The sequence below is a fragment of the Bartonella sp. CE47NXGY genome (assembly GCF_042195415.1).
Classification (GTDB): Bacteria; Pseudomonadota; Alphaproteobacteria; order Rhizobiales; family Rhizobiaceae; genus Bartonella.
Genome location: NZ_JBHIOI010000020.1, coordinates 1 through 8,862 on the forward strand (window position 1 = coordinate 1; position 8,862 = coordinate 8,862).

The following is an 8,862-nucleotide window of genomic DNA, read 5'->3' on the forward strand; positions in this document are numbered from 1 at the left end:
CGTGCTGTGGGCAGTGGTTCTTTGACCCTTGAGGGACGCCCTGAAATCATGGCGGATCAACCTCTCATCCTTCAAGGGTTTCGTGGGCAAATCAATGGTCCATGGAAAGCCGCGACCGTCACCCACCGCTATGAAAAACAAAGCGGATACACCACAGAAATCACACTCGAGGCACCAAACAAGGGAAAAGAAAGCAATGAGAACATTGAACATGCTAAAAACAGAAAATCCAAGAGATAATTTTGCTTCTTCTTTTCGTCAACTTCCCCATAATATTGAAGCGGAACAGGCATTACTTGGAGCAATCCTGATTAATAATAATGCACTCGATCGCGTTTCAGACTTTCTCAAAGCAGAACATTTTTTTGAAAGGCTACATCAAAAGATCTTTGAGATTGTCTTACAAATTATTCAAAATGGTCATCTTGCAAACCCCATTACAATCAAGCCCTATATCCAAATGGAAGAAAAAGTTGGAGATATTACTGTATACCAGTATGTTGTTCGCTTAGCCACAGAGGCAGTCACTATTATTAACGCTGAAGATTATGGACGCGTCATTTACGATCTTTTTATCCGCCGGTCTTTGATTAATCTTGGCAATGAAGTTGCCAATACAGCTTTTGATGCTCCTGTAGAGCTCACGCCTACCCAACAAATTGAAACGATTGAAAATCAGTTATTTGAGCTCGCCGAAAAAGGGAAATATGGGGGTGGGTTTGAAAACTTTGATACAGCCATTGCAAAAGCACTTAACATGGCAAGCGCTGCAAAAAAGCGTTCCTCACAGCTTTCTGGGATAGCTACCCATATCAAAACCCTTGATGAAAAAATGGGAGGATTACAAGCATCTGATTTAATTATCCTTGCGGGGCGCCCTGCTATGGGGAAAACCTCTCTGGCGACCAATATTGCTTTTAATATTGCCAATGCTTGTAAGCGTGATAACAGCCAAGAAGATGAAGGGGGCATTGTTGGTTTCTTTTCACTTGAGATGTCAACAGAACAGCTTGCAACTCGTATTATCTCAGAACAAATAAAGGTTTCTTCTTCTGATATGCGTCGTGGTAATATCTCAGAAGAGCAATTTACCAACATCATTTACGCAATGCGTTCCTTACAAACAATCCCTCTTTATATTGATCAAACGGGGGGTGTCTCCCTTGCACAATTGGCCGCCCGTGCAAGGCGTCTTAAACGACAACATGGTCTAGATGTCTTGATTATCGATTATATCCAACTCATGACAAGCGGTTCAAAGCGTTCATTAGAAAATCGCGTTCAAGAAATTACAGCCATTACCACCGGATTAAAAGCACTTGCAAAAGAACTCAATATTCCCATCATTGCTCTGTCACAACTTTCGCGTCAAGTTGAAAACCGAACCGATAAACGTCCACAACTCTCCGACTTACGTGAATCTGGTTCAATCGAGCAAGATGCCGACATTGTTCTGTTCGTTTATCGTGAAGAATATTATCTCAAAAATGAAGAACCCAAAGAAAGCACTGCTGAGTATAACAAATGGCAAGAGGCAATGGAGCAAGCCAAGGGTAAAGCCGAGGTTATTATAGCAAAACAACGCCATGGTCCGACAGGAATCGTTCCCCTTGCCTTTCAACCCGACTTTACATGCTTTAGTGATTTGGAAAAATAGGAGCAGAAAAATGCGTTAAAGAGAGCTTTAAATGATCTTTGAAAGGTCTTTGAAGACCCTTTGAGAACCCCTTAAAAACTCTTTGAAAAAAAATAAATTGGTACAAAACCTAGTGGCAAATTATACAAAACCTGCTGGCAAGCTACATATACAAAACCTGCTGGCAAGCTACAACCGATGACAAGCTACACTGGCTGGGGAACTTGGATTCGAACCAAGATTGACGGAGTCAGAGTCCGCTGTTCTACCATTAAACTATTCCCCAATAAGGCAATTTTACCATTTCTAGCAGATTCTATAGTGTAGGCAAGTGCAAAAAATCTTTAGATTATCGATAATAAAGAGCGATAGGGATATCATTATAATCCCCGTAGTGGCGGTCTCAATATTTTAGCATATAGCAATAAGCGAATAAAAACATGTAAATAGAGCACACCGCGAATGGAGGCATCACAAACTCTTGTTGAAATATTCTCTAATAGGTATATGCTTGTCAGGCAACAGCTACTAAATCATGGAGAATTTATGAGTAATATTCCTACTTATCCTGTTACCCCAAACCTACAGTTGGTATACGTTTCAAACATAGAGTACTCTACGGCTTTTTACAAATTCATCTTCAAGAAAGAACCTGTGTTTACCTCGCCACGCTATGTTGCATTTGCTTCTTCGGGGGACGCTCTCTTTGCTCTCTGGTCTGGGGGCGATACGCCTGAGGAAAATGCACCTCGTTTTTCAGAAATCGGCATTATGTTGCCTACTGGAGAGGACGTAGATAAGCTCTATGCGGAATGGAAAGAGCAAACCACTGTTGAGATAAATGTTTTGAAGGAACCGTATACTGATGTATTTGGACGTACCTTTCTAATCAAAGATCCGGACGGACACATTATTCGTGTTTGTCCACTGGATTAAAAAGCCTGAGATCCGATCTTTAATCGTCTGAATTATAATATCTGAATTATAATAATTGTCTGTTTCCAAAACCTATAAGCTATGCACGCTAAGAGGCTTACTTACGACGCGTGGGCTTATTCGTTCGGTGCTGTTCCATTATTCAGCCCCACAACCTGTCTGTTTCCACAGGCGGTCTAATTGGTTTGGGGCATCAGTCGGCGTTATTACATGGCTAGTGATCCGTACTTGTAAAATCATAGAAGCTATCCCTCATCGCACTTATATTGAGCCTTTTATTGGAATGGGAGGAATATTCTTTACAAGGAAATTGATATCTTTATGAAGTTAAAAAGGCATTGTACATAAAAACTAATAAAATCAATATATTAAGTACAATTATTTTATATGAATCCACTTAAGAAGCCCTACTTTTATGCATGTTTGAATTGATCATTTTTTATATAAAATTGCCATGGATGAATAGACCATAAAAAGCAAATCATGATGCAAATACTATAACGCATGGGTGCATTCAAATGAAATGAAAAGCGGTTATCATTCATAACGTATCATAAATTTTATGATACGTTTTTATCACAGCACAAATCACATTGTTTTAAATTTCAGTTGTTTGGAATTATCGATAACATAAATTGCATACGTTTAAGAATGGGATGTGTTTTGCTCTTTATTTGAGTGCAACCTTAAAAGGAATAATCGTTTGAAACGATCATAAGCTTATAGATTGAGTTCATAAAGATTGCACAAAAGGATTTAAAGATAAGATCGTTTTTTAAAACGCTTACTAAAAAGTTAGTAAATGATAGGCAGGCATTATATAGATACTATCATCACAATATAGAATGAAATCACAATGTTATGTCTTATGAAATTGAAAGTCTTTCCATGATATAACGCAAGAAAGTGAGAAAAAAACGTTTTAAAAGTTACAGTTTAAAAATACGAAACCAAATGAGCTCTCTCAAAATTTGGGGGGCACCTATTGAAAAAAAGATGAGGCAGCAAAATTCAAAACCATTGTAACATCTAAGGTATGGGATTTTATTCAATTTTGAGTCAAAAGCTATAATGTTTAAAGATGGCTCTTCTAAAGATAACTCCTCCAAAATTGGATTGGTTAATTTTGCCAACTCAAATTTGAGCTGGTTAATTTGCAAAGAAGTTACATTTGAGTGCAAAATGAAAAGATACTTATGAAAGCCTTATTGAGAAAACATTCATTTAAGATGCATTTTCTTTTGATTGGATTGATAAAGTTACCAAGCGTTTATAGATTCTATAATGCTAATGAATGATATCAAAATCATAGCTATCATTTACGTTTCTTTTGATAAGTTTTCATATTTCTAAATAGAGCACTTGCAATATGATACGTTTTGTATATATGAATTTATTACTCCATTGTGGATGATTCATTTGAATCTTATAATCAATATCTGAAAGCCGCGTCATATCATTTGGCTCGGCTTTCTTTTTTGAATTCTCTCTTTAGATAGGTTTATAGCTATTAGATAAGGCTTTCCCATAAACAGAGCCAGATATACGTGTATTACTATGGAAAGGATTTATTTGCGAGAGGATTACCAGACAATGTTTGCTTTGCTTGCGCAAGAGAAAAATTCTTCTCTCTCAATGATGTGTCTCAGATCCGAAAAATCTTTAGCCAATTTAAGATAAAAGAGGTTGGCACATCTTATACATGTGGTTCAAAGAATCCGCACCGGCTCAAGAGCTTATCATCTCAAATTGCAATTTTTAGAGGAAGAGAAAATATGCATTAAAGGGATTTTAAATAACCCTTGAAAGTTTTTGAAGATCCTTTGAAAAAAATAAATTGATGCAAAATCTGCTTTCAAATTATACAAAACCCGATGACAAGCTACAATCATTAAATACGGGCTGGGGAACTTGGATTCGAACCAAGATTGACGAAGTCAAAGTCCGCTGTTCTACCATTAAACTATTCCCCAATAAGCCAATTTTACTATCCCTAGTAGATTCTATAGTGCATGCAAGCGCAAAAAATCTTTATGATTATCGATAATAAAGAGCGATAGGGATGTCATTAATTGTTTTGATTTGAATATCGACATCATAAATGTCTTTAAGAATTTCTGGTTGCATAATTTCTTTTGGAGTCCCACAATAGGCCGCTTTCCCATTTTTCAATGCAACAATCATATCTGAGTAAGATGAGGCAAAATTAATATCGTGCATAACAATAAGAATGGTTTTTTTCAATTCATCAGCTGTGCGGCGTAATTGCTTCATCATAGAAACCGCATGTTTCATATCCAGATTATTTAATGGTTCATCTAAAAGAAGATAATCAGTGTCTTGGCAGATAACCATGGCTATAAAAGCGCGTTGACGCTGACCGCCAGAAAGTTCATCTAAAAAACGGTCTTTTAAATCTTGTAAGCCGAGATAGCGTAGCGCACTGTCGATAAATTGTTTATCTTCATGTGTATACCAGCCTTTTGAATAAGGATAGCGTCCGAAACTTACTAAATCGTACACGGTTAAGCGAAAAGACAAAGGATTTTCTTGACGCAGAATTGAGAGTTTTTGAGCCAAAATATCGTGGGGCATTTTATCAATATCAAAGCCGTCGATATGAATTGTACCATTATGGTGTGGCAAAAGACGTCTTATCAGCATTAAAAGAGTTGACTTTCCCGAACCATTGGGCCCAATAAGAGAAATAATCCCCCCTTTTGGAAGATGAAGGCATAAATTATCGATAATCAATCGTGTTCCGTAAGCCTTGGAAAGATGATTGATCTCAATCATTTTAGTTTTCCCTTCATCAGTAACATTAAGAAAACAATTCCCCCACAAAACTCAATGATAAAACTTAAACGCCCTGCCATATGAAAAATTTGTTCTAAAATAAATTGTCCCCCCACCAGACAAATAATAGCCAATAATATTGCAATTGGAACAACAATACTGTGTTTTGCTTGAGGAGAAAGTTCATAGGAAAGGTTGGCAACTAACAGTCCAAAAAAGGTGACGGGGCCTACCAATGCGGTGGAAATGGATACGAGAATGGAAATAAAAATAAGGACAGCTGTCGCACTTTTGTGGTAATTAACGCCAAGATTGAGGGCATTTTCACGTCCCAAAGCCAAAATATCAAGAAGATGACGGGAATGCCATCCAATCAGACTCACAATGAAGACAATGATTGTGGCAAAGCTTATTAATGGTGTATTGAATTTATTAAAATTTGCAAACATAATATCCGTTAAATTCATCATTTGGTCTGGATTTAGTTGCAATTGCATAAACATCCGTAAACTGAAAAAAAATCCGCCTAAAACAACACCGATTAAAAGCGTCAAATGAAGTCCTTTTAGGCTTCCTGAAAAGAGCCAGCGAAAAAGGCTTATTGAAAAAAGAATAAGAATGAGGGCTTCAAGAACGAGCTGTCCTTCTTCATTCAAAAAGGGCAAAGAAAGAGAGCCTACAAAATACATTAGGGCAGTCTTTATTAAAATATAAAGCTGATCAAATCCCATAATTGAAGGAGTAAGAAGACGGTTATTAACGATTGTTTGAAATAAAACCGTGGAAACGCTTATTGCATAGGCAATAAGAAGCAAAGAGGAAAGTTTTGTAAGACGAAATTTCCATGTATAAACATTGATGTTCCACGTCATGTAAAGACTAATGACAGTGCATGCTATGATGATAAGTGTTGTTAGTACACATATTGTTTTTCTTCTTCTATCCAAGACGCTTTCTCCAGCGTAAAAGCAGTATCATAAAAATAAAACTACCGATTACACCCATTATGGTGCTGATGGGAATTTCAAGAGAGGGATGAATGATTCGTCCTAAAAGATCACAAATTAAGACCAATCCTGCACCGCTGATGGCCACCCAAGGAGCGGTATAGCGCATATTATCTCCCATGAAACTTGAAACAATATTTGGAATAATCAACCCAACAAAAGGAATACGGCCAATGGTACAGACAACAACAGCAGTGATTGAGGCGACAATAAAAAGACCAAAAAACATGACAACACGATAATTCAATCCAAGGTTATTGGTTAAATCTTCTCCCAAACTTGCAACCGTAAAGCGATCAGCAGTACAATAGGCCAGAATACAAAGGGGAAGGGATAGCCATAAGAGCTCATATTTTCCTTCAAGAACCATCGAAAAACTGCCAAATAAGTAAGCTTGAAGAGAAGGAAGTAACATTTCATAATCTGCAATGGCATTGGTTAAAGAGCCAATAATATAGCTTAGCATAATCCCTGTAAGGGGTACAATGAGAGCAGATTTTAGAGGAATGCGTCGCAATAAAAACATAAAAAGTAAAGTGCCTACCATGGCAAAAATTGTCGCAACGACCATTTTTCCTAAAACAGGAATATCGGGCCAAAAAATCATAATAAAAAGAATGCCAAGGGAAGCAGATTCAATGGTTCCAGTGGTTGATGGTTCGACAAAGCGATTGCGTGTTAATAGTTGCATAATCATGCCTGAAAGTGCAAGTGCTGCGCCTACTAAAAGGATTGCAATGGTACGAGGAAGACGTGTTTGCCAAAAAATAAGCCACGCATGGGGATCGGCTGCGAAAAGGTTAGAAGGTGTGACATCAGAATAACCAACAAAAATGCTGAGGATAGACAGGAAAATTAGAAGTGTTATGGTTATCCAGTAATTCTTCACGTTAAATCATTTTCTAACAAAATCTACAAAAAGCAAAGACTGCTTAATAAACAACCTCTGCTTTTAAATTTTATTTATATAGCAAGCAAGCTCTTTCGTGGGCTTATTTGCTCTTTGTAAAGGCTTCATTGATCTGCTGTGCGGTTTCAATGAGCGCCGTTAAACCACCATTTGCACGATACCAGCTCCAAGAGTCCAAATAAATAATTTGATTTTTTTTGCTTGCTGTTGTGCGGTGAACAAGCTCATTGTTGAGCAATTGTGCTGCGGATTGTCCTTCCCGTCCAATGGCTGCATCGCGATCAATCACCAACAACCAATCAGGATTGGTTTCAAGAATAAATTCAGGAGAAATGAGTTGTCCATGTTTTTGCACGGTAAGTTTATCGGTTGCAGGGGCAATTCCAAAAGCGGAGTGAAAAATATCGAAACGTGATTTTGGTCCGAAAGCACTGATTTTTCCACCAGAGGTCATGAGTATGAGCCCGGTGCCTTTTCCTTGGGTATTTTTACGGACTTCAGCAAAAGCTTCATTGATTTTTGCAATTTCCTTTTCTGCTTCTTGTGTTTTACCAAAAATTTTTCCAAGGATAGACACATTTCGTTTTATATCTTCAAGAGAATTTTCGTTTTCTACGGTTAGATCAATTGTTGGGGCTATTTTGGATAAGTCTTTATATTTTGCTTGAGTTCTGGAGGAAATAATAATCAAATCGGGTTGAAGAGTGGCAATTTTTTCATAATCTGGCTCAAAAACGGTTCCAATTCTTTCATATTTTGCATCGTCAAATTGTTGCAGATAGGAAGGTTTTTTTCCTTCAGGAAGGCCGATAACTGCTTGGATACCAAGGCGATTCATATTATCTAGCGAGGCAAGATCAAACACAACAACCTTTTGCGGAGAAGTGGGAACAGAAGTCGTTCCTGAAACATGATCAATCGTTACATTTGTCTGGGTACTGGTATTTGCAATACTCGTATGAGTCCACAAAATCGTTGCAAAACTAATTGCAACCAGTAAAACAGAAGTCATCCATTTCATATATTTTATCATCGTGATTTTATCCTTTTATCTAATATTACAAAGGTTTGCGCACTTAAAAACTTAACTTTGGTATTTTTATGCACAAAATGAAGCGTAAATAAATAACACTATGTTGTAAAGTTGACTGACATATGTTACAAATCGTTCACTTACCTCATTTTCACTTAATTCTAGTGTTTTTGCAACATTATTTAGAAAGTTTGACATATGATCAATGTATTTAAAAAGCGTACACGTTTGTACGCACTGACAACAAGTGCTTTCTTCTTTTTACAAGGTGTAGATGTTTCTATGGGGAGTAGTTGGTTTTCACTGCCTTCAATTTCATTGCCAAATCTAAGTGGATTATCATCTCTGGTGCCATCTTTTAGAAATTCATCAAAATCTCCTGCACCTAAAGTAGTTGAATTACCTGCACCTCCTTCGCCACAAGTCGCTAGCCAAGGGGATGGTGCTGGCGCTGGTGTCCCTGGTGCTGTCCCTGGTGCTGTCCCTGGTGCTGTCCCTGGTGCTGTCCCTGGTGCTGTCCCTGGTGCTGTCCCTGGTGCTGTCC

At 37.7% G+C, this 8,862-nt stretch carries 6 protein-coding genes, 2 tRNA genes and 4 pseudogenes; 6 read left to right on the top strand and 6 right to left on the bottom strand.

From position 1 onward, the window contains the following. Both ACFIL3_RS06575 and ACFIL3_RS06580 read left to right on the top strand, forming a co-directional pair. A pseudogene (locus ACFIL3_RS06575) lies at positions 1-240 on the top strand (late control protein); the annotation flags it as partial. After that, positions 197-1,657, top strand: a complete 1,461-nt coding sequence (locus ACFIL3_RS06580) for a replicative DNA helicase (protein ID WP_375681956.1) — start codon at positions 197-199, stop codon at positions 1,655-1,657. The pseudogene ACFIL3_RS06575 and the gene ACFIL3_RS06580, both read left to right, overlap by 44 nt. A 191-nt stretch (positions 1,658-1,848) precedes the next feature. Here the strand turns inward: ACFIL3_RS06580 and ACFIL3_RS06585 are convergent. Then, positions 1,849-1,922, bottom strand: a tRNA-Gln gene (locus ACFIL3_RS06585). 260 nt (positions 1,923-2,182) lie between these two features. On the opposite strand from ACFIL3_RS06585, the gene ACFIL3_RS06590 reads away from it, so the two are divergent. The 3 genes and pseudogenes from ACFIL3_RS06590 to ACFIL3_RS06600 form a co-directional block, all read left to right on the top strand. Continuing rightward, the gene (locus ACFIL3_RS06590) at positions 2,183-2,572 is read left to right on the top strand and encodes a VOC family protein (RefSeq protein ID WP_375612407.1); all 390 of its coding nucleotides are present in this window, start codon (positions 2,183-2,185) and stop codon (positions 2,570-2,572) included. Between the two features lie 232 nt (positions 2,573-2,804). Continuing rightward, positions 2,805-2,894: pseudogene (locus tag ACFIL3_RS06595) on the top strand (DNA adenine methylase); the annotation flags it as partial. 1,234 nt (positions 2,895-4,128) lie between these two features. Further along, positions 4,129-4,334, top strand: a pseudogene (locus ACFIL3_RS06600) (DNA adenine methylase); the annotation flags it as partial. A gap of 140 nt (positions 4,335-4,474) precedes the next feature. On the opposite strand, the gene ACFIL3_RS06605 reads toward ACFIL3_RS06600, so the two are convergent. The 5 genes from ACFIL3_RS06605 to ACFIL3_RS06625 form a co-directional block, all read right to left on the bottom strand. Continuing rightward, a tRNA-Gln gene (locus tag ACFIL3_RS06605) sits at positions 4,475-4,545 on the bottom strand. Between the two features lie 64 nt (positions 4,546-4,609). Beyond that, positions 4,610-5,368: an ABC transporter ATP-binding protein gene (locus ACFIL3_RS06610; RefSeq protein WP_375647600.1), complete on the bottom strand. Its 759-nt coding sequence runs from the start codon at positions 5,366-5,368 to the stop codon at positions 4,610-4,612. Beyond that, the gene (locus tag ACFIL3_RS06615; RefSeq protein WP_375629923.1) at positions 5,365-6,240 is read right to left on the bottom strand and encodes an iron chelate uptake ABC transporter family permease subunit; all 876 of its coding nucleotides are present in this window, start codon (positions 6,238-6,240) and stop codon (positions 5,365-5,367) included. The genes ACFIL3_RS06610 and ACFIL3_RS06615 overlap by 4 nt, the downstream gene beginning before the upstream one ends. Before the next feature lie 67 nt (positions 6,241-6,307). Further along, the gene (locus tag ACFIL3_RS06620; RefSeq protein ID WP_375613670.1) at positions 6,308-7,264 is read right to left on the bottom strand and encodes an ABC transporter permease; all 957 of its coding nucleotides are present in this window, start codon (positions 7,262-7,264) and stop codon (positions 6,308-6,310) included. A 103-nt stretch (positions 7,265-7,367) separates the two neighbouring features. Then, the gene (locus ACFIL3_RS06625; RefSeq protein ID WP_375634799.1) at positions 7,368-8,318 is read right to left on the bottom strand and encodes a siderophore ABC transporter substrate-binding protein; all 951 of its coding nucleotides are present in this window, start codon (positions 8,316-8,318) and stop codon (positions 7,368-7,370) included. 198 nt (positions 8,319-8,516) lie between these two features. On the opposite strand from ACFIL3_RS06625, the pseudogene ACFIL3_RS06630 reads away from it, so the two are divergent. Continuing rightward, positions 8,517-8,862 (top strand): annotated as a pseudogene (locus ACFIL3_RS06630) (hypothetical protein); the annotation flags it as partial.